This is a genomic window from Pseudomonas mercuritolerans, from assembly GCF_025706525.1.
Taxonomy (GTDB): domain Bacteria; phylum Pseudomonadota; class Gammaproteobacteria; order Pseudomonadales; family Pseudomonadaceae; genus Aquipseudomonas; species Aquipseudomonas mercuritolerans.
The window spans coordinates 487,490-513,455 of record NZ_JAMSHA010000004.1 but is presented as its reverse complement, the minus strand read 5'-3'; the positions used below and the strand labels follow the sequence as shown (position 1 = coordinate 513,455).

The 25,966-nt window shown below is 60.6% G+C and carries 21 protein-coding genes; 10 read left to right on the top strand and 11 right to left on the bottom strand.

Annotated features, from left to right (window positions below; translation table 11 throughout):
• Positions 1 to 331: 331 nt before the first annotated feature.
• The 3 genes from ND528_RS14485 to ND528_RS14475 are packed head-to-tail and all read left to right on the top strand — an operon-like array spanning position 332 to position 7,606.
• The gene (locus ND528_RS14485; RefSeq protein ID WP_041478434.1) at positions 332 to 958 is read left to right on the top strand and encodes a response regulator transcription factor; all 627 of its coding nucleotides are present in this window, start codon (positions 332 to 334) and stop codon (positions 956 to 958) included.
• Positions 959 to 966: 8 nt separating this feature from the next.
• Entirely contained in the window at positions 967 to 4,611 is a 3,645-nt protein-coding gene (locus tag ND528_RS14480) for a transporter substrate-binding domain-containing protein (protein ID WP_263470570.1), read from the top strand.
• A gap of 49 nt (positions 4,612 to 4,660) precedes the next feature.
• Positions 4,661 to 7,606 carry an HD domain-containing phosphohydrolase gene (locus ND528_RS14475; RefSeq protein WP_263470569.1) on the top strand — a complete coding sequence of 982 codons (2,946 nt, stop codon included), beginning with the start codon at positions 4,661 to 4,663 and terminating at the stop codon, positions 7,604 to 7,606.
• Here the strand turns inward: ND528_RS14475 and ND528_RS14470 are convergent, their stop codons facing one another.
• Both ND528_RS14470 and ND528_RS14465 read right to left on the bottom strand, forming a co-directional pair.
• Positions 7,607 to 8,089, bottom strand: coding sequence for a GAF domain-containing protein (locus ND528_RS14470; protein ID WP_016770850.1), 483 nt, complete (start codon positions 8,087 to 8,089; stop codon positions 7,607 to 7,609). It abuts the gene before it with no gap.
• A complete protein-coding gene (locus ND528_RS14465) occupies positions 8,086 to 8,976 on the bottom strand; it encodes an ATP-binding protein (RefSeq protein ID WP_130911601.1) in 891 nt (296 codons plus the stop codon). The genes ND528_RS14470 and ND528_RS14465 overlap by 4 nt, the downstream gene beginning before the upstream one ends.
• Positions 8,977 to 9,141: 165 nt before the next feature.
• Here ND528_RS14465 and ND528_RS14460 point away from each other — a divergent pair, with 165 nt between their 5' ends.
• A complete protein-coding gene (locus tag ND528_RS14460; RefSeq protein WP_263470568.1) occupies positions 9,142 to 11,463 on the top strand; it encodes a hybrid sensor histidine kinase/response regulator in 2,322 nt (773 codons plus the stop codon).
• On the opposite strand, the gene ND528_RS14455 is transcribed toward ND528_RS14460, so the two are convergent.
• From ND528_RS14455 to msrB, 3 genes are all read right to left on the bottom strand, one after another.
• Positions 11,447 to 11,905, bottom strand: a complete 459-nt coding sequence (locus ND528_RS14455) for a MarR family winged helix-turn-helix transcriptional regulator (RefSeq protein ID WP_130911599.1) — start codon at positions 11,903 to 11,905, stop codon at positions 11,447 to 11,449. The genes ND528_RS14460 and ND528_RS14455 overlap by 17 nt on opposite strands.
• A complete protein-coding gene (locus ND528_RS14450; RefSeq protein WP_016770854.1) occupies positions 11,902 to 12,387 on the bottom strand; it encodes a glutathione peroxidase in 486 nt (161 codons plus the stop codon). Before ND528_RS14450 ends, ND528_RS14455 begins: the two co-directional genes overlap by 4 nt.
• A 105-nt stretch (positions 12,388 to 12,492) precedes the next feature.
• Positions 12,493 to 12,888, bottom strand: a complete 396-nt coding sequence (gene msrB, locus ND528_RS14445; RefSeq protein ID WP_130911598.1) for a peptide-methionine (R)-S-oxide reductase MsrB — start codon at positions 12,886 to 12,888, stop codon at positions 12,493 to 12,495.
• 224 nt (positions 12,889 to 13,112) lie between these two features.
• Here msrB and ND528_RS14440 point away from each other — a divergent pair, with 224 nt between their 5' ends.
• The gene (locus ND528_RS14440) at positions 13,113 to 14,324 is read left to right on the top strand and encodes a pyridoxal phosphate-dependent aminotransferase (protein WP_016770856.1); all 1,212 of its coding nucleotides are present in this window, start codon (positions 13,113 to 13,115) and stop codon (positions 14,322 to 14,324) included.
• A gap of 303 nt (positions 14,325 to 14,627) precedes the next feature.
• Positions 14,628 to 15,515 (top strand): protease HtpX, encoded by an 888-nt coding sequence (gene htpX, locus ND528_RS14435; RefSeq protein WP_007908619.1) that lies wholly within the window; start codon positions 14,628 to 14,630, stop codon positions 15,513 to 15,515.
• 172 nt (positions 15,516 to 15,687) lie between these two features.
• On the opposite strand, the gene ND528_RS14430 is transcribed toward htpX, so the two are convergent.
• Complete coding sequence (locus tag ND528_RS14430) at positions 15,688 to 16,344, bottom strand: thiopurine S-methyltransferase (RefSeq protein ID WP_263470567.1); 657 nt, start codon at positions 16,342 to 16,344, stop codon at positions 15,688 to 15,690.
• A gap of 103 nt (positions 16,345 to 16,447) precedes the next feature.
• Here ND528_RS14430 and ND528_RS14425 point away from each other — a divergent pair, with 103 nt between their 5' ends.
• Entirely contained in the window at positions 16,448 to 17,215 is a 768-nt protein-coding gene (locus ND528_RS14425; protein ID WP_263470566.1) for a DODA-type extradiol aromatic ring-opening family dioxygenase, read from the top strand.
• 115 nt (positions 17,216 to 17,330) lie between these two features.
• Here ND528_RS14425 and ND528_RS14420 read toward each other — a convergent pair whose 3' ends face one another.
• Positions 17,331 to 19,004 (bottom strand): DEAD/DEAH box helicase, encoded by a 1,674-nt coding sequence (locus ND528_RS14420; RefSeq protein WP_263470565.1) that lies wholly within the window; start codon positions 19,002 to 19,004, stop codon positions 17,331 to 17,333.
• Between the two features lie 419 nt (positions 19,005 to 19,423).
• On the opposite strand from ND528_RS14420, the gene ND528_RS14415 reads away from it, so the two are divergent.
• Positions 19,424 to 20,215 (top strand): crotonase/enoyl-CoA hydratase family protein, encoded by a 792-nt coding sequence (locus ND528_RS14415; RefSeq protein WP_041478426.1) that lies wholly within the window; start codon positions 19,424 to 19,426, stop codon positions 20,213 to 20,215.
• 109 nt (positions 20,216 to 20,324) lie between these two features.
• Here the strand turns inward: ND528_RS14415 and ND528_RS14410 are convergent, their stop codons facing one another.
• On the bottom strand, positions 20,325 to 21,080 hold the full coding sequence (locus ND528_RS14410; protein WP_130911595.1) for a spermidine synthase: 756 nt from the start codon (positions 21,078 to 21,080) through the stop codon (positions 20,325 to 20,327).
• Between the two features lie 151 nt (positions 21,081 to 21,231).
• Here ND528_RS14410 and ND528_RS14405 point away from each other — a divergent pair, with 151 nt between their 5' ends.
• Positions 21,232 to 22,578, top strand: a complete 1,347-nt coding sequence (locus ND528_RS14405) for a class II 3-deoxy-7-phosphoheptulonate synthase (protein ID WP_263470564.1) — start codon at positions 21,232 to 21,234, stop codon at positions 22,576 to 22,578.
• Between the two features lie 89 nt (positions 22,579 to 22,667).
• Here the strand turns inward: ND528_RS14405 and ND528_RS14400 are convergent, their stop codons facing one another.
• Both ND528_RS14400 and ND528_RS14395 read right to left on the bottom strand, forming a co-directional pair.
• Positions 22,668 to 23,894 carry a winged helix-turn-helix domain-containing protein gene (locus ND528_RS14400; protein ID WP_263470563.1) on the bottom strand — a complete coding sequence of 409 codons (1,227 nt, stop codon included), beginning with the start codon at positions 23,892 to 23,894 and terminating at the stop codon, positions 22,668 to 22,670.
• 64 nt (positions 23,895 to 23,958) lie between these two features.
• Positions 23,959 to 24,180, bottom strand: coding sequence for a DUF1127 domain-containing protein (locus ND528_RS14395; RefSeq protein ID WP_024013770.1), 222 nt, complete (start codon positions 24,178 to 24,180; stop codon positions 23,959 to 23,961).
• A 97-nt stretch (positions 24,181 to 24,277) separates the two neighbouring features.
• On the opposite strand from ND528_RS14395, the gene ND528_RS14390 reads away from it, so the two are divergent.
• Positions 24,278 to 25,132: a LysR substrate-binding domain-containing protein gene (locus tag ND528_RS14390; RefSeq protein ID WP_174823892.1), complete on the top strand. Its 855-nt coding sequence runs from the start codon at positions 24,278 to 24,280 to the stop codon at positions 25,130 to 25,132.
• Here the strand turns inward: ND528_RS14390 and ND528_RS14385 are convergent.
• The gene (locus ND528_RS14385; RefSeq protein WP_189691427.1) at positions 25,122 to 25,868 is read right to left on the bottom strand and encodes a sulfite exporter TauE/SafE family protein; all 747 of its coding nucleotides are present in this window, start codon (positions 25,866 to 25,868) and stop codon (positions 25,122 to 25,124) included. The two genes, ND528_RS14390 and ND528_RS14385, sit on opposite strands and share 11 nt — an antisense overlap.
• Positions 25,869 to 25,966: the final 98 nt, after the last annotated feature.

The window sequence follows — 25,966 nt, the reverse complement described above, 5'->3', positions numbered from 1 at the left end:
CCTCGCCACGCATCGCAATAACGCGCTTTTGATTCTGGTCAGATTCAGCTGCGCTGACCCAGGCGACCAATAAAACAAACTGCACTAATTAAACACGACCTTAAACACCAGCAAATAATCGGAGATCAATAATAGCTCTTGGATAATTTCCATCTTTGGCCAATTGCATACTCGTACTTCCTTACGTCAAACCTAATTTCAACGTAGTCCCTTTCCTCATTACGCGTAGGATTAATCCGATAACGTAGTCGCGACACTACCAGTCAATGCGAGTGCTCATGCATCTGAGCTAAGGTGCGCGCTTTATTCATGCTTGCATGGGACTCTTTTTATGAACTCCGTTTTTATTGTGGACGATCATCCGGTAATCCGCCTCGCCGTGCGAATGCTTCTGGAACATGAAGGCTACAAGGTCGTCGGTGAGACCGATAACGGTGTCGACGCCATGCAGATGGTCCGAGAATGCATGCCCGACCTGGTCATCCTCGATATCAGCATCCCCAAGCTGGACGGCCTCGAAGTACTGGCCCGCTTCAACACCATGGGTTCGAATTTCAAGATTCTCATACTGACGGCGCAGTGTCCTACGCTGTTCGGTATCCGGTGCATGCAATCCGGCGCATCAGGATATGTCTGCAAGCAGGAAGACTTGAGCGAACTGGTCAGCGCAATCAAAGCGGTACTTTCCGGTTACAACTATTTCCCCAGCCAAGCGCTTAATCCGGTGCGCAGCGACGACACTCGATATGCTGAACTTGAATTATTCAAATCCGTCAATGACCGCGAATTGATGGTATTGCAGTTATTTGCCCAAGGACGTACCAACAAGGAAATCGCCAAAGGCATGTTTCTGAGCAACAAGACCGTCAGCACTTATAAAAAGCGTCTGATGCAAAAACTCAAAGCCAGATCCCTTGTAGAACTTATCGAGATGGCCAAACGCAACGCACTCGTGTGAGACTCCGCATGCCCAGCCGTGTAAAGGACTACCTGATCGCCTTGAGCGCTGTTTTCTATCTGAGCGCCAATGCCTTCGCCACGCCAAGCGCTTCACCGGATTACGCATTGCTCAGCCGCTCGGCCAGCGAGGCCGTTCAAACTGTCTTGCTGCCGTCACAACGGCAATGGCTGCAGACTCGCAGCGAACTGAAACTGGGTACCTCCGCACCTGATTACCCGCCATTCGACATGACCGTCAGTGGCCAGGACTACGAGGGACTGACCGCCGATTACGCAGGGATTCTTGGTCAGGCCACCGGTTTGCCGATTCGCGTGCAACGCTTTCCCTCGCGCGAGGCTGCAATTCGCGCCTTGATCGATGGCCAGATCGACCTTCTTGGCACAGCCAACGGCTACGAAGCAGGCAATGCCAATCTCGCCCTCTCCAGACCTTATGCGGTCGATCAGCCGGTGCTGGTGACGCGCGAGGATGACGCCCGCTCGTTAACCGAAGGCCTGGCAGGCCTGCGCCTGAGCATGGTCTATCACTACCTGCCGCTGCCCGAGATCAAGGCGCTGTATCCCAAGGCGCTGATTACTTGCTACCCCTCTTATCAGAACGCAATCAACGCCGTCGCCTTCGATCAGGCCGATGTGTTTCTCGGCGATACCCTCTCCACCCATTACATGATCAACAAGGGCTATCTCAACAACGTCCGCATGGCCAATTTCGGCAAACAGGAAGCGCAAGGCTTCAGCTTTGCCGTAAGGCGCAGCAATCCCCAGCTGCTGGGCATCATCGACGCCGTGCTCACCGCGGTGCCAAGCGCCCAGCGCGACGACATCGCCAAGCGCTGGAGCGCTGGCAGCGACATGTTGCTGACTGACAAAAAACTGCAACTGACCCAACGCGAACAGGCCTGGCTCAAGCTTCACCCCATCGTCAGCGTGGTGGTCAATGAAGCTTACGCACCGTTGACCTTCTTCGACAGCGCCGGCAATTTTCGCGGCATCAGCGCCGACCTGCTCGAGCTGATCCGCTTGCGTACCGGCCTGCGTTTCGAGGTTCAGCGCAGTCGCAACGATGCGGAAATGATCAGGCAGATCGACAACCACAAGGCTGATCTGATCGCCGCCCTGCTGCCCAGCGCAGAACGTGAAAAAAACCTGAGTTTCAGTCGCCCGTATCTGGAAAACTCCTATGTGCTGCTGACCCGCAAAAGCGCCGACAGCCCCACCAACCTGGCCCAACTCAAAGGCAAGCGACTGGCGATCGCTCAGGGCAATCCGCTGGTCGCTTACCTCCACGAGAATTTTCCGGGCATCGAACTGATCGAAACCCCCGACACCTTCAGCGCCGTGTCGATGCTCGCCGACAACCACGTCGACGGCGCCGTCAACTCGCTGGTGATCGCCAACTATTTCATCTCCTCGCGCATCTTTGACCGGCCACTGCAAATCACCACCACGATCGGCACCAGCCAGGCCGCCTTCTCCCTGGCAACCGCCCGTGACAACACCGAGCTGGCCTCGATCATCAACAAGGCGCTGCTGAGCATCGCTCCCGAGGAGCTCGGCGTGATCAACGGCCGCTGGCGCGGTTACTCCACCGCGTCCCAGAACATCTGGCAGAACTATCAGCGCCTGTTCTATCAGGTGATTGCCGCCGCCGGCCTGATCCTGCTGCTGTTGTTGACCTGGAACGCCTACATGCGCCACCAGATCAAACAGCGCCAGGCCGCCGAGCGTGCGCTGAACGATCAGCTGGAGTTCATGCGGTCGCTGGTCAACGGTACGCCGCACCCGATCTATGTCCGGGATCGACAGGGCCTGCTGCAAAGTTGCAACGACAGCTATCTCGAGGCGTTCAACGCCAGACGCGAGGACATCATTGGCAAAGATGTCATGCAAGGCACACTCGGCAATGCCTTCGAAGCGCAGGCGTTCCAGGCCGATTACCAGAGAGTCATCGCCGAAGGTAATCCCTTGATACTCGACCGCCCCCTGCACATCGGCAACCGCCGTTTGACGATTTACCACTGGATTCTTCCCTATCGCGACTCCAGCGGCGACGTTCAAGGCATTATCGGCGGCTGGATAGACATCAGTGAGCGCCGCCAATTGTTCGAAGAGTTGCGCGCGGCCAAGGAGCAGGCGGACGAGGCGAACCGAGCCAAGAGTACCTTTCTGGCGACCATGAGCCACGAAATCCGGACGCCGATGAACGCCGTGATCGGCATGCTCGAACTGACCCTGCGCCGCATTGAACCGCAGCACCCCGATCGCGCTTCGATCGACACCGCCTACCATTCGGCCAAGGATCTGCTGGGGCTGATCGGCGATATTCTGGACATTGCGCGTATCGAGTCCGGGCGCCTGAGCCTGTGCCCGGAATGGATCAATCTGGTCGATACGGTGACGTCCGTTGCACGCATTTTCGACGGCCTGGCCCGACAGAAAAACCTCGCCTTGCAAGTCGTCTTCAACCCGCCGCACCCGGCCGTGGATGTGTATCTGGATCCGCTGCGCTTCAAGCAGGTGCTGTCCAATCTGGTCAGCAACGCGATCAAGTTCACTGAGTCTGGCCACGTGCGGATCAGCCTCGACCTGATCTCGTCAGACGCTGCTGGTCGAGCATTGATGCAACTGACCGTGCAGGACAGTGGCTCAGGCATCAGCGCCGAAGATCAACAGCGCTTGTTCGAGCCCTTCTCGCAGGCGAGTAACGGCAGTCAACAGGCAAAAAACGGTGCCGGCCTGGGCCTGGTCATCAGTCGCAATCTGTGCGAAATGATGGGCGGGCAACTGCAGTTGAGCAGCCAGCCCGGTATCGGCACTCAGGTCTGCGTCTCGTTGCCGCTGGACAGCGTGCCGGTGAAAGCCAATCCGCCGAAAAGCGAACCGTTGATCAAGCCATCGGCAACGCCGCTGCATGTACTGGTGGTCGACGACCATCCGGCCAACCGTTTGCTCATGTGTCAGCAACTGGAGTTTCTCGGCCATCGGTTCAGCATTGCCGAGGACGGCTGCAGCGGTCTGGAACGATGGAAGGCCGATCATTTCGATCTGGTGATCGTCGACTGCAACATGCCCTTGATGAACGGCTACGAGATGACCCGCGCCATCCGCCAGCTTGAACTGCAAAATCGCCGCCGGCCGTGCACCGTGCTGGGTTTCACCGCCAATGCCCAGCCCGAAGAAATCCAGCGCTGCAAGCTTGCCGGCATGAACGACTGCCTGTTCAAACCGTTGAGTCTGACGTTGCTCGGGCAGTGGATCGACGGCATCACGCCGGCCTCATCCGCGTTAGTGTTCGACCTGCAAAGTCTGAGCCTGCTGACCGGCAACCACCCGGCGCAGACCCGCCGCATGCTGGTTGAATTGCTCAAAAGCAGCCGCCTCGACCGCGAGGAACTGCTCAGGCTCTCGCCCGAGGATGATCGCGAAGCGCTGGCAGTGGTCGCGCACAAGATCAAGGGCGCCGCACGCATCGCGCAGGCATCACGATTGATCGAATGTTGCGATGCCCTTGAGGAAGCTTGTCAGCAAGCGCTCGCGTCAAAGGAGATTGCCCGTCGCTGGGCGGCAACCAGCCAGTCCATGCTCGAACTGGAGCAAGCCTTGCAGGATCAATTGACCTTGGCCGATCAAGGCACAGTGAGCGAGTCTTAACTATGCTTGGGCGCTGAGCAGTGAGTTAAACATTCATGGAGAGCCTGCAATGCACAGCCCACTGCGCCCCGAGCAACGCCGGTTGCCGCTGCACGTGCACATCAGCGTCATGTTCACCTTTCTCCTGTTGCTTACGGGCGTGGTGCTGGGCCTGTTCAATTACCACCAGACCACGCAGATCATCCTGTCGAGCAGCGAAAAGCTGTTTGACCGCATCGAACAGGATGTACGCCTCGATCTGCAGGCAACCTATCAGCCGATCCGCAACCTGCTGAGCCTGCTGGCGGACACCCCGGCGGCCCAGGCCAGCGATCTGCAACAACGCCTGCCGTTACTCAAACCCTTCAGCCAGTCGCTCACCGATAACCCGGCGCTGGCGTCGCTGTATCTGGGTTACGCCAATGGTGATTTCTTCATGGTGCGCGCGCTGCGCACGCCGGCTCTGAAGGCACAGCTTCAGGCGCCGGAAGCGGCGGCCTATCAGGTCTGGAGCATCGAGCACGACCCGCAAGGCACCGTGCGCTCGCAATCATTGTTCTTCGATCAGGCGCTGACGCCGCTCAGCCGCCGCGAACATTCCGAAGAGCCATACGATCCGCGCAGTCGGCCATGGTTCAGCGACGCCCTGCAACAGGCGGGGCAGATCACCACCGAGCCGTATGTATTTTTCTCAACCCACAATGTCGGCACCACGCTGGCCCGGCGCAGCGGCGAGAATGCCGTGATCGGCGCCGACCTGACCCTCGCTTCGCTGTCGACCGCCCTGGGCAAGCACCGGGTCACGCCCTCGACAGAGATCGCGCTGTACGACACCGACGGCAACGCCGTGGCCTACCCCGACAGCCATCGCCTGATCGTCGATGACCGCACTGCGCGTCTGGCCAGAGCGGCCGATCTCAGCCCTGAGCTGAACGCGCTGCTCAGCTCCGACAATATCGGCAAGCGTCTGCTAGTAAACGACCGGCAATGGATCGTCGCGCGCACCAGCATCGAGGAAGGCGGGCCGAAAGGTCTGCAACTGGCGCTGCTGGTGCCGGAAGACGAATTGCTGGTAGATGCTTTGCGCATGCGCTGGCAAGGGGCGCTGATCACCTTGGCCATCCTGTTGCTGTGCCTGCCATTGGGCTGGGTGATTTCGCGGATTCTGGTCAAGCCGCTGCATGCCCTGGTCAAGGAAGCCGACGCGATCCGCAGCTTCGACTTCAGTTCTCCGCTGGCGCGCCGCTCTCCCGTACTGGAAGTCGATCAATTGAGCCTGTCGATGGCGCGGATGAAAGAAACCCTGGGCAGTTTCTTCCGCATCACCGACAGCCTTTGCGCCGAAACCCGTTTTGCCCCGCTGCTCGAACGCGTGCTGTTCGAAACCGTGCAGATCGCTCAGGCGCAGGCCGGTCTGATCTACCTGCGCGAAGCCGACGGCGCGCGCATGGAACCTTACGGGCTGGTGATCAATGGCGTGCCGCAGGCGCTGGAGGCGTTCGACATTCAGGGCCGTGAGCTGCATAAAAACACCGGCCCGGCCTGGTTCGAGCAACTGGCCAGCGCCAACAATACTGTCAGCCATCTGGGTTTCGATCAGGCCGGCGACTTGCAACAAATCCTCTTGGCGATGGACTCACCGCGCATTCACCTGATCGGTATCCGCCTGCACAACCAGCACGACGAAACCATCGGCCTGCTGATTCTGCTGGTCAATGACAGCGGCGCGCCGAGCGATCTGGAAAAGCTGCGGCCCGACCGTATCGCCTTCTTGCAGGCGGTGTCCGGTGCGGCGGCGGTAAGCATCGAAAGCCAGCGCCTGCAGGCCCGGCAAAAACAGCTGCTCGACGCGTTCATTCAACTACTCGCCAGCGCGATCGACGCCAAGAGCCCGTATACCGGCGGGCATTGCCAGCGGGTGCCGGAACTGACGCTGATGCTCGCCCAGGCTGCCGCCGCCAGCGAGGCGCCGGCGTTCAGCGCCTATCAGCCCAGTGAAGATGAATGGGAAGCCCTGCATATCGCCGCGTGGCTGCACGATTGCGGCAAGGTGACGACGCCGGAATATGTGGTCGACAAAGCCACCAAACTCGAAACCATCAACGACCGCATCCATGAAATCCGCACCCGCTTCGAAGTGCTCAAGCGTGACGTGTGGATCAACTACTGGCAGACGTTGGCGAGTGGTGCTGATGAGGCTGCGCTGGCCCGCGCACGTGATAGTGAACTGCTGATGCTCGACGACGACTTCGCCTTTGTCGCCCGCTGCAATCTCGGTGGCGAGGCCATGGCCGAGGCTGATCTGCAACGCCTCGACCAACTGGCGCAACGCACCTGGTTGCGCACTCTCGACGATCGCCTTGGTGTGTCATGGGAAGAAAATCGCCGCCAGGCAAAAACGCCTGCACCTAGGCTGCCCGTCAGCGAAAGACTGCTGGCCGACAAGCCCGAGCATCTGATCGAACGCAACAAGAACGAACTGATCCCGGAGGACAATCCCTGGGGCTTCAAACTCGATGTGCCCACGTACAAATACAATCGCGGCGAGCTGTACAACCTGAAGATCGCCCGTGGCACGCTGACCCGCGAAGAGCGCTACATCATCAATCACCACATGGTGCAGACCATCATGATGCTCAGCCACCTGCCCTTCCCCGGCCACCTGGACAGCATTGCCGAGATCGCCGGCGGTCATCATGAAAAAATGGACGGCACCGGGTATCCGAAACGGCTGAAACGCGAGGAGATGAGCCTGCCGGCGAGGATGATGGCGATTGCCGATATTTTCGAAGCGCTGACCGCCGCCGACCGCCCTTACAAGAAAGCCAAGTCGTTGAGCGAGGCGCTGGGAATCATGGCGACCATGTGCCGTGAAGCGCACATCGATGCTCCGTTGTTTGGCCTGTTTATCAACGAGGGGGTGTACATGCAGTACGCGACGCGGTTTCTCGATCCCGCGCAAATCGACAGCGTGGATACGGCCAGCCTGTTGCACAAGGCTGGCCTCAGCGGTTGATCAGCAGTCGGTCAGGCGCAGGAAAATCGCCGCCAGTTGCTCGATGCCGGCCTGATCTTCGGCGCCGAAACGCGCCAGCTTCGGGCTGTCGAGGTCGAGCACGCCGATCAGTCGACCGTCCTTGACCAACGGCACAACCAGTTCGCTGTTCGAGGCGCTGTCGCAAGCGATGTGACCCGGGAAAGCATGCACATCCTCGACGCGCTGGGTTTGCAGGCTGGCAGCAGCCGCGCCGCAAACACCGCGCCCGAACGGGATGCGCACGCAAGCGATCTGACCCTGGAACGGGCCGAGCACCAGCTCTTCGTTGCGATTGAGGTAGAAACCGGCCCAGTTCAGATCATCGAGCTGGTTGAACAGGAACGCGGAAAACTGCGCGGCATTGGCGATGAAATCGCGCTCGTCCGCCAGTAGCGATTCCAGTTGCGCAGCCAACATACCGTAGCCTTCGAGGCCCTGGCCGCTTTGTTGCAAATCAATCATGCCTTGTGCTCCAGCAATTTCAGTCCCACCCAGTAGCGGGCGAATTGATACGCGCAACGTCCGTTGCGATTACCGCGGCCGGTGGCCCAGCGCACGGCGAGGATGTCCAGTGCTTCGTCGCGCTGCCAGCTCAGGCCGGCCTTGGCGGCCAACTGGCCGATCCAGTGCTCGACGACATTGAGAAAATGTTCCTGGGTAAACGGGTAGAACGACAGCCAAAGGCCGAAACGGTCCGACAGGGCGATCTTGTCTTCCACCGCTTCGCTCGGGTGCAGTTCGCCGTCGACGCGCTTCCAGTTTTCGTTGTCGCTTTCCTTTTCCGGCACCAGGTGGCGGCGATTGGAGGTCGCGTACAGCAAGACGTTGTCGGGGGCCTGCTCGAGCGAACCGTCGAGCACGCTTTTCAGCACGCGGTAGTCGCCTTCGCCGGATTCGAACGACAGGTCATCGCAGAACAGCACGAAACGTTGCGGCAATTTGGCAATTTGCTCGACCACGCGTGGCAGGTCTGCCAGGTGATCGCGTTCGATTTCGATCAGACGCAGGCCGGCACCGGCATGCTCGGCCAGCAACGCACGCACCAGCGAAGACTTGCCGGTGCCGCGCGAGCCCCAGAGCAAGGCGTGGTTGGCCGGCATGCCATCAAGAAATTGTTGCGTGTTGCGCCCCAACTGCTCCAACTGCCGGTCCACGCCGATCAGGTCGGACAGACGCATGTCGAGGCTGACTTCCAGCGGCAACAGGTAGCCGCTGCGCCCGTCACGCTGCCAGCGCGCCGCCAGGCAAGTGGTCCAGTCAATGACAGGGCGCGGTGCCGGCAACAGTGGTTCGATTCGCGCCAGAACCGACTCGGCGCGCTCAAGAAAAGCATTCAATCGGGAATCCACGTCTTCTCCTCGGGCACTTTCACAGTGATGATGACGATCCAGCGACGACACACAGATAAAATCGCCTCAGCAAGCCTTGTTACAAGGCGATTCGGGAACCTCGGTATCCCTGCATGATCGACTATGCTTGAGCAGCGAAGGGAAACGGAAGTGGTTCAACAACCCATGGATATCAAATTCACCCACCGGCTGTCTTACAAGCAAGCCAGGCTTACCGTGCTGGTCGGGTTCATTCTGGGCACCCTGCTCAGTCTGCTGCAGATCGGCATCGATTATGCCAGCGAAGACGCTTCCATCAACCGGGAAATCCTCGCGCTGCTGGAAATCAGCCACAATCCGGCCTCGCGCATCGCCTATAACATCGACGCCGAACTGGCGCAGGAACTCACCCTGGGCCTGCTGCGCTCGCCGGCGATCATCGCCGCGCAACTGATCGACAACAACGATACCGTGCTGGCCAACGTCAAACGCCCGGAACTGCAGAGCAGCTATCGGCTGATCAGCGACTTCCTGTTCGGCGCCAAGCGTCATTTCGAAGATCGCCTGTACCTCGACCACTTGCCCAACGAATCCCTCGGCGTGCTCAAGCTTGAAGTCGACACTTATGCCTTCGGCAGCCGCTTCCTGCGCCGCGCGGAAGTCACTCTGCTCAACGGTTTTGCCCGCAGCCTGCTGCTTACCGGGATCCTCCTGGCGCTGTTCTACGTGATGCTGACCAAACCACTGGTGCGGGTCATCCGTGAACTCAGCGGCCGCGACCCGCGCAGTGCCGAGCCGACCACGCTCGAGTGCCCCGCCGGCCACGGCAACGATGAAATCGGCGTGCTGGTCAAAGTCGCCAATCAGCAGTTCGAAAACATCGCCACCGAAATCCAGCAACGGCGCACTGCGGAAAACCGCCTGACCGAATACCTCGCGCAACTGGAAGACATCGTCTCGGCGCGCACCGCCGAACTCAAGGCGATCAATGCCCGCCTCAGTCAGTCCAACGAAGAACTTGAAGTGGCACGCCGCACGGCGCTGGACATGGCCGAAGCGCGTTCGGCGTTTCTGGCCAACATGAGCCATGAAATCCGCACGCCACTCAACGGTCTGCTGGGGATGATCGCGCTGTCGCTGGACGGCCCGCTCAACGCCGAACAGCAGCAACAACTGTCGATCGCCCACGACTCGGGCAAGGTGCTGGTGGAACTGCTCAACGATATTCTCGACCTGTCGAAATTCGACGCCGGGCAACTGGAGCTGGAAAACATCCCCTTCGACCTCGGCTCGCTGATCGAAGACACCGCCAACCTGCTTTCGCAGAATGCCGCTCCGAGCGTCGAGCTGACCTGTCTGATCGAGCCGCACTTCCCGGCGCTGGTGCTGGGCGACCCGACGCGGGTGCGGCAGATCGTCAGCAACCTGCTGTCCAACGCGCTGAAATTCACCCGCTTCGGTCGCGTCGATGTGCGTCTGTCGGCGCACAAGAATGGTGTGCGCATCGAAGTCTGCGACACCGGCATCGGCATCGCCCAGGAAGCGCAGGTGAAAATCTTCCAGCCGTTCACCCAGGCCGGCGCCGGTATCACCCGTCAGTACGGCGGCACCGGGCTGGGACTGGCGCTGACGTATAACCTCTGCGAGGCAATGCAGGGTCGGCTGACCATCAGCTCCGAAAGCGGTTTCGGCAGCCAGTTCTGTGCAGAGCTGCCACTGCCCTGCCACACTCGCGCCCTCCCTCCGCAGCCGTTACGTGGCAAGGTCCTCGCCATTACTGCAGCCAGCAGTGGCCTGGCGGAATTGCTGAAAAGCCTGTTGCCGGTGTGGGGCCTGGAATACACGCAGCGCACCATCGATGATTCCCTGCTGGGCCTGAATCCTGACGTCCTGATCACTGATTGCCCCGAGTGTCTGTTCGGTTTGCGCCCGAGCCTCACCGCGCCGATTCTGCTGGTGACTGCCTACGGCAGTTTTCTGCCCAGCGAAGAAGCCGCCGCCCTCGCCCCCTTGCAGCAGCAAGCCCGGCCGCTGGCGCGCAACGCGCTGTACCAGCATCTGCGACGGATTCTGCAACCGGAGGTCGCCGCCCTCACCGAAGCGCAAGCGGACGCCTCGCCGTCCGCGCGTCGGGGCAAGGTGCTGCTGGTCGAGGACAACCCGGTCAACCAACTGGTCGCCAAAGGCATGCTCGGCAAGCTTGGCTGCGATGTGGTGGTGGCGGGCCATGGCGCCGAAGCATTGGATCAGCTGGAGTTTGCCGACTTCGATCTGGTGCTGATGGACTGCAACATGCCGGTGATGGACGGCTATGAAGCCAGTCGGCAAATTCGCCAGAGCGGGCGCTGGCCGAATCTGCCGATTGTTGCGCTGACCGCCAATGCCATGTCCGAGGAACGCGAACGTTGCCGCGCGGCCGGCATGAGCGACTATCTGGCCAAACCGTTTCGCCGCGAAGAACTCGCCGCGCTGCTCGACCAGTGGATGCCGACTACGTCAGCGCTTTGATTTGCCCGAGCAAATGATCGAGGCCGGCGCGCAAGTCGTTGAGCCGGTCAAGATCAACGCCACTGTCGCAGAGCAGGCGCCCTTTCAGTGGCCCAACCTGCTCGCGCAATGCTTGCCCTGCTGGCGTCAGGCTCAAATGCACTTCGCGTTCATCCCGCGCCGAGCGCCGACGCTGGACCAGATCGATCTGCTCCAAGCGCTTGAGCAAGGGCGTCAACGTGCCCGAATCCAGCGCCAGACGTTCGCCCAAGGCCTTGACCGTCGGTTGCTCCGGCGCCGCGTCCTGCCATTCCCACAGCACCAGCATCGCCAGATACTGCGGGTAGGTCAGGCGCAACTGATCGAGCATCGGTTTGTAGGCACGAATCACCGCCCGCGAGGCCGCGTACAGCTTGAAGCACAACTGGTTGTCGAGCTTCAGCGAATCACCCGGCTGACTCATTTCAGCAAAGCTTCGATCTCGCCGCTCAGGTCCTGCGGTTTGGTCGTCGGGGCGAAACGCTTGACCAACTGGCCATCCTTGCCGATCAGGAACTTGGTGAAATTCCACTTGATGCCCTGCGAGCCGAGCAGGCCCGGGGCGCGCTTCTTCAACTGCACGAACAGCGGGTGAGCATCGGCGCCGTTGACGTCGATCTTCTTGAACAGCGGGAAGCTGACGCCGAAATTCAGTTCGCAGAACTCGCTGATGGCGCCCTCATTGCCCGGCTCCTGTTTGCCGAACTGGTTGCAAGGGAAACCCAGTACCACCAGCCCTTGATCCTTGTAGGTCTGCCAGAGTTCTTCGAGGCCCTTGTATTGCGGAGTGAAGCCACACTTGCTCGCGGTATTGACCACCAGCACCGCTTTGCCGGCGAAATCGGCCAGGGTCTTTTGCTCACCCTTGATGGTAGTGCACGGGATATTCAGCAGGTTGTCGCTCATCGGTCGGCTCCGCAATGGTGAGGAAGGCGCAAACATAACGAGCAATTGAATCGTGCGCAATCTAATTGCTCGATAAAAAAGGCGACGCAATGTCGCCTGTTTCGGTTATTCGCGGGGCTCGAGGTTCAGGCACACCGAGTTGATGCAATAACGCAGGCCGGTCGGTGGCGGGCCATCCGGGAACACGTGCCCCAGATGCGCATCGCAGCGCGCGCACTTCACTTCAGTGCGGATCATGCCGTGGCTGGTGTCGCGGATTTCGGTCATCGCGCTTTCGCCGATCGGCTGATAGAAACTCGGCCAGCCGCAGCCGGAGTCGAATTTGGTCTTGGAGTCGAACAGCGGCTCGTTGCAGCAGACACAGTGGTAGACACCGTCGGTTTTGGTGTCGTTGTATTTGCCCGAGAACGGGCGCTCGGTGGCACTCAGACGGCAGACGTTGTACTGCTCGGGGTCGAGCATGGCCTTCCACTCTTCCAGGGTTTTCTGCAACTTTTCCATCATCACACCTCAGCGGCTGAAAAAGCCCGATCTGTACCTTTTCCACGGATCGGGCGGCACGTATGATTGCGCCTCGTCACGCGCCAGTCTGGCAGCCAGACCGGGCGCATTCAAACGGATTCTGAGCGCAAAAGCGCCAGACCTCCGCCTGTGCGAAGACGCAGCAATCCCAGTACGGTTGTCCATTTGCCGCCTGGATCGTTCATTTTCGGGATCACATCGCCATGCAGTTCAGCAAATCGAACAAGCTCGCCAACGTCTGCTACGACATTCGCGGCCCGGTGCTCAAGCACGCCAAACGACTGGAAGAGGAAGGCCAGCGCATCCTCAAGCTGAACATCGGCAACCCGGCGCCGTTTGGTTTCGAAGCGCCGGACGAAATCCTCCAGGACGTGATCCGCAACCTGCCGACCGCGCAGGGCTACAGCGATTCCAAAGGCCTGTTCAGCGCGCGCAAGGCGGTGATGCAGTACTACCAGCAAAAGCAGGTCGAAGGTGTCGGCATCGAAGACATCTACCTGGGCAACGGTGTGTCCGAGCTGATCGTGATGTCGCTGCAGGCGCTGCTCAACAACGGCGACGAAGTGCTGGTGCCGGCTCCGGACTATCCGCTGTGGACCGCTGCGGTGAGCCTCGCCGGCGGTAACGCTGTGCACTACCTGTGCGACGAAGGCGCCGACTGGTTCCCGGATCTGGCCGACATCAAGGCCAAGATCACCCCGAACACCAAGGCCATGGTGATCATCAACCCGAACAACCCGACCGGTGCGGTGTACTCGAAGGAAGTGTTGCTGGGCATGCTGGAAATCGCCCGGGCGCATAATCTGGTGGTGTTCTCCGATGAGATCTACGACAAGATTCTTTATGACGACGCCGTGCACATCTGCACCGCTTCGCTGGCCCCGGACCTGCTCTGCCTGACCTTCAACGGCCTGTCGAAATCCTACCGCGTGGCCGGTTTCCGCTCCGGCTGGATTGCCATTTCCGGGCCGAAACACAACGCGCAGAGTTACATCGAAGGCATCGACATGCTGGCCAACATGCGCCTGTGCGCCAACGTGCCGAGCCAGCACGCAATCCAGACCGCGCTGGGCGGCTATCAGAGCATCAACGATCTGGTGCTGCCGCAGGGTCGCTTGCTGGAACAGCGCAACCGCACCTGGGAACTGCTCAACGACATTCCCGGCGTCAGCTGCGTGAAGCCGATGGGCGCGCTGTACGCATTCCCGAAAATCGACCCGAAGGTCTGCCCGATCCATAACGACGAGAAATTCGTGCTTGATCTGCTGCTTTCCGAGAAGCTGCTGGTGGTGCAGGGCACGGCATTCAACTGGCCGTGGCCGGACCACTTCCGCGTGGTCACCCTGCCCCGCGTCGATGACCTGGAGATGGCCATCGGCCGCATCGGCAACTTCCTCAAGTCCTACCGCCAGTAATGGGCCAGCAGTGCGCAACGGATTGGCTGTTGCGCACTGTCTGATTCAGCAACACATCTTTAATCCGCGCCTTTGCAGCCCTTCTACACTTGCGATGCGAGCTGTACAGACGTGTCTGACCTAATGGCGGCGGGGCGAAAGGCTGTGTCATCCGTGTCGGAATCGAGGGTGGGAATTTTCTTTTTGCTCAGGAAACCGCTGTAGGACACAGTTTGAAATAGTCACTCGGTTGAATAGCCCGGTGCCGCACCTTATATACCCCGCAGTACGCTACATCTTTAGCTTGAGGAGAGTTCTACAACCATGATGCGCATCCTGCTGTTTTTGGCCACTAACCTGGCGGTCGTGCTGATAGCCAGCATCACCCTGAGCCTGTTCGGCTTCAACGGGTTCATGGCGGCCAACGGGGTCGACCTCGACCTCAGTCAGCTGCTGGTTTTCTGTGCGGTCTTTGGTTTCGCCGGCTCGCTGTTCTCGCTGTTCATCTCCAAGTGGATGGCGAAGATGAGCACCGGTACGCAAATCATCAGCCAGCCACGCACTCGTCATGAGCAATGGCTGCTGCAAACGGTCGAGCAATTGTCCCGCGAAGCCGGGATCAAGATGCCTGAAGTCGGGATTTTCCCGGCTTACGAAGCGAATGCTTTCGCTACCGGCTGGAACAAGAACGACGCGCTGGTCGCGGTCAGCCAGGGCCTGCTCGAGCGATTCTCGCCCGATGAAGTGAAAGCCGTACTGGCCCACGAAATCGGTCACGTCGCCAACGGCGACATGGTCACGCTGGCGTTGATCCAGGGCGTGGTGAACACCTTCGTGATGTTCTTCGCGCGGATCATCGGCAACTTCGTCGACAAGGTCATCTTCAAGAACGAAGAAGGCCAGGGCATCGCTTACTACGTGGCGACCATCTTCGCCGAACTGGTGCTGGGCATCCTCGCCAGCGCAATCGTCATGTGGTTCTCGCGCAAGCGCGAATTCCGTGCCGACGAAGCCGGCGCCCGCCTGGCCGGTACCAGCGCGATGATTGGCGCTCTGCAACGTCTGCGTGCCGAACAGGGCCTGCCGGTGCACATGCCCGACACCCTGAACGCCTTCGGCATCAACGGTGGCATCAAACAGGGCTTCGCCCGCATGTTCATGAGCCACCCGCCGCTGGAAGAGCGTATTGACGCACTGCGTCGTCGCGGTTGATTTGACCGAAGTGAAAAAGAAGGCCCGCAGCGATGCGGGCCTTTTTTTGTTTCTTCAGATCATGCATTGTCAGCAAAGTCCCTTTCGCGAGCAGGCTCGCTCCCACCTTTGGAATGCATCCCACTGTGGGAGCGAGCCTGCTCGCGAAGACGCCGGAGCTGCTGACAGAAAACTATCTGGAAGAAACCCGATAAACCCGCTCCACCAACCACTCAGCCCCAGCCTGCAGAAACTTCGGACTCTCAGCCAGAACATCCTGCTGCTCCAGTTCGTCCACCTGCCAGCCCTCACCCAGCAACCGCTGCACTTCATCATCAGTCACCGCAAACGGCGGCCCCGGAATCTGCGTCTGATCGTAATCCAGAGTAATCACCAGCCCTTTCACCTCCGGCGCCAGCAAGTGCTGCAGATGCGCTGCATAGCGCTGACGCATCACGTCCGGCAAGGCAATCAGCGCGGCGCGGTCATACAGCGCCGTGCAACCGACAACATCCCCCGCCGTCAGCGCGAAAAAATCCCCGCACCACAGTTCGATGGCATCACTGCGATAAACCTTGAATGCGCCCTTCTCGCTGATCTGCGGCTGCAACTGATGTTCGCTGAAAAACTCCTCGACAGCCTTTTCCGCTAGCTCCACTCCAATCACCTGGTGTCCCTGCCCGGCAAGCCAGAGCAGATCCAGACTCTTCCCGCACAGCGGCACCAGCACACGCGCCGACGGTGCAATCGCCAGCTCCGTCCAGTAGCGCTGCAAATACGGGTTGGCCTCGGCCTGATGAAAGCCGATCTGGTTCGAATCCCATTTCTTGTACCAAAACTCAGGCTGCATGGATCACTCCCGAAAAACCGATGAAAAACCGCAGAAACTTATATTGGATTCAGATCGATGATCTGACTGAAGATGGCTCATCTTAGCGCTCAGGAGCCCGTCCATGTTGCCCAGCCTGTTTATCTCCCACGGTTCACCGATGCTCGCGCTGGAGCCCGGTGCCAGCGGCCCGGCACTGGCGCGACTGGCCGCTGAACTGCCGCGCCCCAAAGCCATCGTCATCGTCTCGGCGCACTGGGAAAGCCAGGAACTGCTGGTCAGCAGCCACCCGCATCCGGAAACCTGGCACGACTTCGGCGGTTTCCCCCGTGCGCTGTTTGAAGTGCAGTACCCGGCCCCGGGTAATCCGCAGCTGGCCGCCGAAGTGGCTGAACTGCTGAACGCCCATGACTTGCCGGCGCGGCTCGATCCGCAACGACCGTTTGATCATGGTGTCTGGGTGCCACTGTCTTTGATGTATCCGCAGGCCGACATTCCGGTGGTGCAAGTCTCGCTGCCGAGTCGTGGTGGGCCGGCGTTGCAGACGCGGGTTGGCCGTGCGCTTGCGGGCCTGCGCGAACACGGCATTCTGTTGATCGGCTCCGGCAGCATCACCCACAACCTCCGCGAGCTGGACTGGCATGCCGGCCCGGAAAGCATTGAACCGTGGGCGCGGGATTTTCGTGACTGGATGATCGACAAGCTGGCGGCCGACGATGAAACGGCGCTGCATGATTATCGCCAGCAGGCGCCGAATGCCGTGCGCAGTCACCCCAGTGATGAGCATCTGTTGCCGTTGTATTTTGCTCGCGGTGCTGGCGGGGTTTTCAGCGTGGCGCATCAGGGTTTCACGATGGGGGCGCTGGGTATGGATATTTATCGCTTCGGCTGACGTCATCGCTGGCAAGCCAGCTCCCACAGGGGTTGTGTCGCCCGATGAACAGGCAAAAAAAATCCCCGAACCAGTCGGGGATTTTTTATGTGCGATCAATCAGCCCAAGGGCGGATCAATCTTCGCGGTAGCGACGCAGCTTGAGCTGCTTACCGGCAACGCGAGTGTCCTTCAGCTTGGTCAGGAGTTTTTCCAGACCTTCTTCCGGCAGCTCGACGAGGCTGAAGCTGTCACGCACCTGGATGCGACCGATCGCTTCACGGGCCAGACCGCCTTCGTTGAGGATGGCGCCCAGCAGGTTTTTCGCAGCGATACCGTCACGCGCGCCCAGCGCGGTACGGCAACGAGCACGGCCTTCGCCCAAAGGCATTGGCGCGCGACGCTCGCGGTCACCACGATCAGGACGATCACCGGTACGCTCAGGACGGTCGCCACGCGGTGCGTTGTTCGGCACCAGTGGACGTTCCTTCTCGATTGCGGCCAGGTTCAGCGCTTGACCATTGGTGGCCTTGCGCAGCAGCGCAGCAGCCAGTGCACGCGGGGTGCAACCGATGTCGGCGGTCAGGCGATCAAGCAGTTCGCCGTGAGTCGATTCGGCATCAGCAACCAGCGGCGACAGGCTGTTGGTCAGTTTCTTGATGCGTGCATCGAGAACGGCTTGAGCGTCTGGCAGGCGTACTTCGGCAACTTTCTGCCCGGTTACTCGCTCGATCACTTGCAGCATGCGGCGCTCACGTGGAGTCACCAGCAGCAGTGCACGACCTTCGCGACCGGCACGGCCAGTACGGCCGATACGGTGCACGTAGGATTCCGGGTCGTACGGCATGTCAACGTTGAATACGTGAGTGATGCGCGGAACGTCCAGACCACGGGCAGCAACGTCGGTCGCGACAACGATGTCCAGACGGCCATCCTTGAGCGAGTCGATCACGCGCTCACGCTGGTTCTGGGCAATGTCACCGTTCAACGCGGCGGCTTTGTAGCCTTTGGCGTCGAGGGCGCTGGCCAGGTCCAGGGTCGCTTGCTTGGTGCGCACGAACATGATCAGCGCGTCGAAGTCTTCGACTTCCAGCAGGCTGAGCACGGCAGAGGTTTTCTGGTCAGCGTGAACCAACAGGTGAGCCTGTTCGATCGCGGTAACGGTCTGGGTCTTGGTCTGGATCTTGACGTGTTGCGGATCGCGCAGGTGGCGTTCGGCAATGGCGCGGATCGACTGCGGCAGGGTCGCCGAGAACAGCACGGTCTGGCGGGTCGATGGCAGAGCCTTGAAGATGACCTCCAGGTCATCCATGAAGCCCAGCTTCAACATTTCGTCAGCTTCGTCGAGAACCAGATGGTTCACAGTCGACAGGACTTTCTCGTCGCGACGCAGGTGATCGCACAGACGACCCGGGGTAGCGACAACAATCTGTGCGCCATTACGGATTGCCTTGAGTTGCGGGCCCATCGGCGCGCCGCCGTAGACAGCCACGACGGTGACGCCTGGCATTTGCTTGGCGTAGGTTTCAAAAGCGGTTGCTACTTGCAGCGCCAACTCTCGGGTCGGCGCCAGGATCAGGGCTTGCGGTTCGCGCTTGGCAGGATCGATGCGGTGCAGAATAGGCAGTGCGAACGCGGCGGTTTTACCGGTACCGGTTTGCGCCTGGCCAATCATGTCCTGGCCGGCCATGATGATCGGGATCGATTGCTGCTGAATCGCCGAAGGCTCTTCGTAGCCAGTCGCTGCGACGGCTGCAAGAATATTCGGGTTGAGATTAAAAGCGGCGAATCCGCCGGTTTCCTGGGTCATGGGTCTGCCTCTAAGTGCATCCGCAAAGACCCATGCTCCAAAGCTGCGCATGCCGTGTTGAGACTCAAGAGTCGCCCTGGCAGCTTTGTCGGCGGGGATTTGCGAAAACGAATGAATGAAGATGAATCGTCAAGGAAGAGCCCGCAATGCGGACATGCAGCCGAAGCTGACTTCGGGAAATGCGCTACCTAAACGCGGCCCGGTTAAAGGCCGGCGCGCACTATACCGGATTTCGCCCGAAAAGGGAGCTTTTTTTGTGGCCCTTATCCGGGTGTCACCGCCGTGTAACGGGGTTTTGCGGATAATCGCGCAACGGTCTATTTTGCAAAGGCCCGGCCCTGCGGGCGATGACGCTTAAACGGTTCACCGACCTGCGGCAAAGCGCCGCGCACCCGCCCTTCCCGCTTGAGGATTTAGCCATGAATCAGCCCTGCGCCGGCCGCGTCAGCCGAGAACGTCGTGGTCATGTGCACTTGATCGGCCTCGATCGGGCGGCCAAGCGCAACGCTTTCGATATCGACCTGCTCAACGACCTTAGCCTGGCCTACGGCGAGTTCGAAGCCGACCGCGAAGCGCGGGTCGCCGTGGTGTTCGGCCATGGCGAGCACTTTACCGCCGGGCTTGATCTGGTCAATGCCAGCGCAGCCCTGGCCGAAGGCTGGCAGGTTCCGAGCGGCGGCTGCGATCCCTGGGGCGTTTTCGTCGGCCCACGGGTGAGCAAACCGGTCATCGTCGCCGCGCAGGGTTACTGCCTGACCATCGGCATCGAGCTGATGCTGGCGGCGGACATCAACCTGTGCGCGAGCAATACCCGCTTCGCGCAGATGGAAGTGCAGCGTGGGATCTTTCCGTTTGGCGGCGCGACTTTGCGTTTCCAGCAGATCGCTGGCTGGGGCAACGCGATGCGCTGGCTGCTCACTGGCGATGAATTCGATGCCCACGATGCGTTGCATCTGGGCTTGGTCCAGGAAGTGATGGCCAGCGAAGATTTGCTGCCCCGCGCGATCGAGCTGGCCGAACGGATTGCCCGGCAGGCACCACTGGGCGTGCAAGCGACCTTGATGTCAGCGAGACAGGCGCGTTATGAGGGTGAGACAGCGGCGGCGCAGGCGTTACCGGCGCTGGTGAAGAAGTTGCTCGCCACTGAGGATGCCCGGGAGGGGGTGCGATCGTTGGTGGAGCGGCGGTCAGGGATCTTCAAAGGGGTGTGAAGAATCTGCTGCCTGTCAGGGCCTCTTCGCGAGCAGGCTCGCTCCCACAGGTCGAACGCATTTCAAATGTGGGAGCGAGCCTGCTCGCGAAGGGGGCGGTACTGCCGGCTCAGGTCGCCGGGCGAATCGCGTTGATCAACGACTGCAACGAATACCCCAACCGCGGCGCCAGCGCTTCGGCCCGTTGGGTCAGCGCCTGCATGTCCAGCGCCTGATCGAGATCCGCCGGAACGATCAGAATCACATTGCCCTCCTTCACCGGCAATTCCCAGTAGTGCCGGTGATAGAGCCCGCGCAACAACGCCGCGCCGAGCGGCTTGCCATCGTCGGTGGCCCACTGGTTGATCACCAGCCAGCCGCCCGGATTCAGGCGCTTCTGACAATCACCGAGAAAACTCCAGGCCAGATGCCCGACACCGGGACCGACATCGGTATAGAGGTCGACGAAAATCAGATCCGCCGGCTCGGCAGTCGGCAGCAATTCCAGCGCATCGCCGACGCGGATGTACAAACGCGGATCATCATCCAGACCGAGATATTCGATGGCCAGGCGCGGCACGTCCGGGCGCAGTTCGATGGCTTCGACGTCTTCGAGCGGCAGAAACTTCAGGCAAGCCTGGGTCAGCGTGCCCGCGCCCAAACCGAGAAACAGCGCACTCTCCGGCTGCTCGTGGCACAGCGCGCCGATCAGCATGGCGCGGGTGTAGTCGTACTCCAGCCAGCTCGGGTCGGCGGTGAACACGCAGCTCTGCTCGATCGCATCGCCGAACTCGAGAAAGCGGTAATCGGCCACTTCCAGCACGCGAATCACGCCGAACTCATCCTGTACCTCGGCGAGCAGATGCTCGACGCGCTCCTCAGTCATTTCGTCTCCTGATGGTCACCGGGCGCGGTGACGCGATGGCACCGCTGTGGCGCCGTGGCAAAGCGGCGATTGTCGGCGATGGGGCAGGAACAGGTCACGCACTAATTGCTGCTAACATGGCGCTTCCCTGCGTACGAACTTCGAGACCGTGATGAGCCAACCGTGGAGCCCTGACAGCTGGCGCGCCCTGCCGATCCAGCAACAACCGCACTACCCCGACGCCGCGCATCTGCGCCAGGTCGAGCAAACCCTGGCCAGCTATCCGCCGCTGGTGTTCGCCGGCGAAGCGCGCGAGCTGCGCCGGCAGTTTGCCGAAGTCACTCAGGGCCGCGCGTTTCTGTTGCAGGGCGGCGATTGCGCGGAAAGCTTCGCCGAATTCTCCGCCGCGAAGATCCGCGACACTTTTAAAGTGTTGCTGCAAATGGCGATCGTCATGACCTTCGCTGCCGGCTGCCCAGTGGTCAAGGTCGGGCGCATGGCCGGTCAGTTCGCCAAACCGCGTTCGGCCAACGACGAAACCATCGGCGGCGTGACCCTTCCGGCCTACCGTGGCGACATCGTCAATGGCATCGGCTTCGACGAAAAGAGCCGCGTGCCAGATCCGGAGCGATTGCTGCAGTCCTATCATCAATCCACAGCGACCTTGAACCTGTTGCGCGCTTTCGCCCAGGGCGGTTTTGCCGACCTGCATCAGGTGCACAAGTGGAACCTGGATTTCATCGCCAACTCGGCGCTGGCCGAGAAGTACAGCCACCTCGCCGACCGCATCGATGAAACCCTCGCGTTCATGCGCGCCTGCGGCATGGACAGCTCGCCGCAACTGCGCGAAACCAGTTTCTTCACTGCCCACGAAGCGTTGCTGCTGAATTACGAAGAAGCCTTCGTCCGCCGCGACAGCCTGACCAACGATTACTACGATTGCTCGGCGCACATGCTGTGGATCGGCGACCGCACACGTCAGCTCGACGGCGCGCACGTTGAATTCCTGCGCGGGGTGAACAACCCGATCGGCGTCAAGGTCGGCCCGAGCATGAACCATGATGACCTGATCCGCCTGATCGACGTGCTCAACCCGGACAACGATCCGGGCCGCTTGAACCTGATCGCTCGGATGGGTGCGAACAAGGTCGGCGATCATCTGCCGGCACTGATCCGCGCGGTCCAGCGCGAAGGCAAGCAAGTGCTGTGGAGCTCCGACCCGATGCACGGCAACACCATCAAGGCCAGCAGCGGCTACAAGACCCGCGACTTCGCGCAGATCCTTGGCGAGGTGAAGCAGTTCTTCCAGGTGCACGAAGCGGAAGGCAGCTATGCCGGCGGCATTCACATCGAGATGACCGGACAGAACGTCACCGAGTGCATCGGCGGCGCGCGACCGATTACCGAGGATGGCTTGTCCGACCGTTATCACACCCACTGCGATCCGCGAATGAACGCTGATCAGTCGCTGGAATTGGCGTTTCTGATTGCCGAAACTCTGAAGCAAGTCCGCCGTTAGACCGCGTCGCCTCCCTTCGCGAGCAGGCTCGCTCCCACATTTGCAATGCGTTTCCCTGTGGGAGCGAGCCTGCTCGCGAAAGGGCCGGCTCAGGCAACCTCAATCCGCGCCAATGCCCCCCGCAACCGCCCCGCACTCTCGCGCTGACAATTCAACTGCACCCGCTCAAGCCCCAGCCAACCCGCCATCCGCCGCAAATTCAGCGCCAGCGCCAGCATCCCCTCCTCGTCCAGCCCCGGTTCTTCCTCGTGCACCGCATGCACCGCCAACTGCCCCGCCGCCCGTTCGGCGCGCAGATCAACCCGCGCGGCGATCCGCTCGTTGTGCAAAAACGGCAGCACGTAATAGCCGTAAACGCGCTTGGGCTGCGGAGTGTAGATTTCCAGGCGATAGCGGAAATCGAACAAGCGCTCGGTGCGGCTGCGCTCCCAGATCAGCGAGTCGAACGGCGACAGCAGCGCACTGGCGATGACTTTGCGGGGCACTTTGGGCTCCGGCAGGCAATAGGCGATCTGCCGCCAATCGCCGACTTCGCACATCTGCAACTGTCCCGCCTCGACCAGTTCAGCCAGACGCGGCCGCGCATCCGCAGGGCTCAGGCGAAAGTAATCACGCAGGTCTTTTTCCGTACCAACGCCCAATGCTTGCGCCGCATGCAACAGCAAACCGCGTTGCGCCTCGGCCTCATCCGGCTCGGGCTGTTGCAGGATCGCAGCAGGAATCACCCGCTCGGGCAAATCGTACAAGCGCTCGAAACCGCGTCGCCCCGCCACCGTCACCTCACCGGCGGCGAACAACCATTCCAGCGCGTGTTTCTCGGCACTCCAGTCCCACCATGGCCCGGCCTTGTCTTCGCGGGTCGACAGACTGCCGGCGCCGAGCGCGCCCCGCTCCTCAACCGCAGTCAGCACGCGGCGAATGGTTTCCTGTTGTTCGCGACCAAACCTCGCCAATTGCTGATAGATGTCTTCGCCACGCTTGGCCCGTTGCATGCGCCAACCCAGCAATGGGTACATCGACAGCGGCAACAGCGACGCTTCATGGCCCCAGTATTCGAACAGCGTGCGCCGCCGGCCGGCACTCCAGGCAGCCTGGTCGAGCAAGTCAGATGGATAGGAACCGAGACGGGAAAACAGCGGCAGGTAGTGCGAGCGCACCACGGCATTGACGGAATCGATTTGCAGCAGGCCCAGCCGTTCGATCAGCCGGTTGAGATGACTGGCATTGACGTTCGGCGGCTGGCGCCCGTTGAACCCTTGGGCAGCCAGCGCCAGACGTCGCGCCTGTTTGAGGGAAAAGGACACTGTCGCGGGCATTTATTCCTCCATGTCTGCTCGCAACCTACCTCACCTGAAAGGGGTTTGTGTAGCGATCGCCTCATCATTTATGCATCGGGTCGTCCCAGAACGGCCGCACGGTTTCGTGTTCGACATCGGCGCGGCTGATGCCGATGTCCTTCAACGCCTCATCGCTCAGGCCGGCTAGCATTTCCCGCTCACGATGCAGCTCATACCAACGGCTGAATTTGTGCAGCAGATCGGACACGATATGGCCGTGGCCGGACAGCTGTTCTTCGCTTGCATACTCTCTTTGACCTTTCATCGTCTTGCCTCCTTTTGTGGATGGCTCAAGTCTCGCGCCAGCGCTAAGATCAATCCAACGAATGTTTCTGATGGCATGCATCACGGAGATTCATCAATTGTCCGCCTACCCCAGTATCGATACCGATGTCCTGCGCACCTTTGTCGCGATTGCCGATCAGGGCGGTTTCACCCGTGCCGGCGAGATGGTCAACCGCACCCAGTCGGCGGTGAGCATGCAGATGAAACGTCTGGAAGAAGACGTGTTGCAGCGCCAGCTGTTCGAGCGCGATGGCCGTCAGGTGCGCTTGACGGCTGAAGGGCAGGTGCTGCTCGGTTATGCGCGGCGCATCCTCAAACTGCACAGTGAGGTGTTCAACACCCTGCGCGAGCCGCACATGGTCGGCACCGTGCGCATCGGTACGCCGGATGATTATGTGATGCGTTTTCTGCCGGGAATCCTCTCGCGGTTCGCGCAGTTCTATCCGCTGATCCAGATCGAAGTGCATTGCGAATCGACCAAACAACTGTTGCAACGCACCGATCTGGACTTGTCGATCGTTACCCGTGAGCCGGGCAACGAGATCGGCCAGTTGCTGCGCAAGGAGCGCTTTGTCTGGGCCGAGGCGCAGAACTTCAGCGCCCACGAACAGACGCCGCTGCCCCTGGCAATGTTCAACAGTGATTGTTTCTGCCGCCTGTGGGCGTGCAATGCGCTCGACGCGATGGGCCGCGATTACCGCATCGCCTACAACAGCAGCAGCCTGTCGGCGCTGATGGCGGTAGTCAGCGCCGGGCTGGCGATCACCGCGCAGCTGGAGAGCCTGATCACCCCGGACATGCGCATCCTCGGCGCCGCCGAAGACCTGCCGCTGCTGCCCGAGGCGAGCATCATGCTGATCCGCAACCTGAACAACCCGTCGCCGATCACCGAGTGCCTGGCCGAGCACATCGTCGAGGGCTTCAAACTTTAAACGCGAGCATCACCGCACACAGCACCAGAAAGCCGCAGAACAGCCCACGCAGGAGTTTTTCCGGCATGGCGTGGGCAACTTTCACGCCCCAACTGATGCTGAGCAGACCACCGACGGCCAGAGGCAGGCCGATCATCCAGTCGACTTCGTGGTGCACCGCATAGGTCACCAGGGTTACGCCAGTGCTCGGCAGGGCCAGCGCCAGCGACAATCCTTGAGCAACCACTTGGCTGGTGCCGAACAGGCTGGTTAGTACCGGTGTGGCCACCACTGCTCCGCCGACGCCGAACAAACCGCCCATGGTCCCGGAAGCAGCGCCGAGCACGCCCAGCCACGGCCAGGAATGACGCATCTCGGCAGTCGGCGCTGGTCGCGGACCGAACATCTTCAACAAGTTGTAGGCCGACAGCGCCACCAGAAAGGCGACAAAGCCGATACGCATGGTCTGCGCATCAATGCCCACCGCCCAGATCGAGCCGAGCCAGGCAAAGCAGAAACCCATCACTGCCAGCGGCAGCGCATGGCGCAATTCGATGCGATTGCGCTGGTGATAACGCCACAGCGCCAGCATCACGTTCGGTACCACCATCACCAGCGCCGTGCCTTGGGCGATTTGCTGATCAAGCCCAAACCACACGCCAAGCAACGGAATCGCAATCAAGCCACCGCCAATGCCAAAGATCCCGCCCAATGTGCCTAGGGCGGCGCCGAACAGCAGGTACAACAGAAAATCCATCACAACGGTAATCCTCTAACGACAGGCGGCCAATGCTACGCACTCGCGCCTAGCGGGGAAACGCATAGCAACGCACAATGGCTATGCCGATTTTGCAC